The organism is Shewanella electrica, from assembly GCF_022321485.1.
GTDB classification, from domain to species: Bacteria; Pseudomonadota; Gammaproteobacteria; order Enterobacterales; family Shewanellaceae; genus Shewanella; species Shewanella electrica.
In genome coordinates this window covers 1-241 of the sequence record NZ_JAKOGG010000703.1, presented here as the reverse complement: position 1 = coordinate 241, position 241 = coordinate 1, and the positions used below count along the sequence as shown (strand labels likewise).

Below are 241 nucleotides of genomic sequence, written 5' to 3'. Positions count from 1 at the left end.
CCGGCCCCATTTCTGTGCCTGCTCCCGGTACTCCTTATAGGGACCCTCGAAGGCCTTCTTCACCTCCAGGATGTGGTAGCGGCACACGGCCGACACGTCCACGTCCCCCCACCGCGCCTGGAACACCCCGAAGAAGGCGGTTTCCTGCCAGCGGTCTCCGGGCAGTGTGAACACGGCCTGCAGGCGGTTGAAGTGCAGCTGCTGCTCCGGAGCAGAGCAGAGCAGCCGAGCCTTCAGGAAC

The 241-nt window shown here is 65.1% G+C and carries 1 protein-coding gene; it reads right to left on the bottom strand.

Annotated features, from left to right (window positions below; all coding sequences use genetic code 11):
• Nucleotides 1-241 (bottom strand): hypothetical protein (locus tag L9G74_RS24600; RefSeq protein WP_238899000.1); only part of this gene is annotated, 241 nt, incomplete at both ends.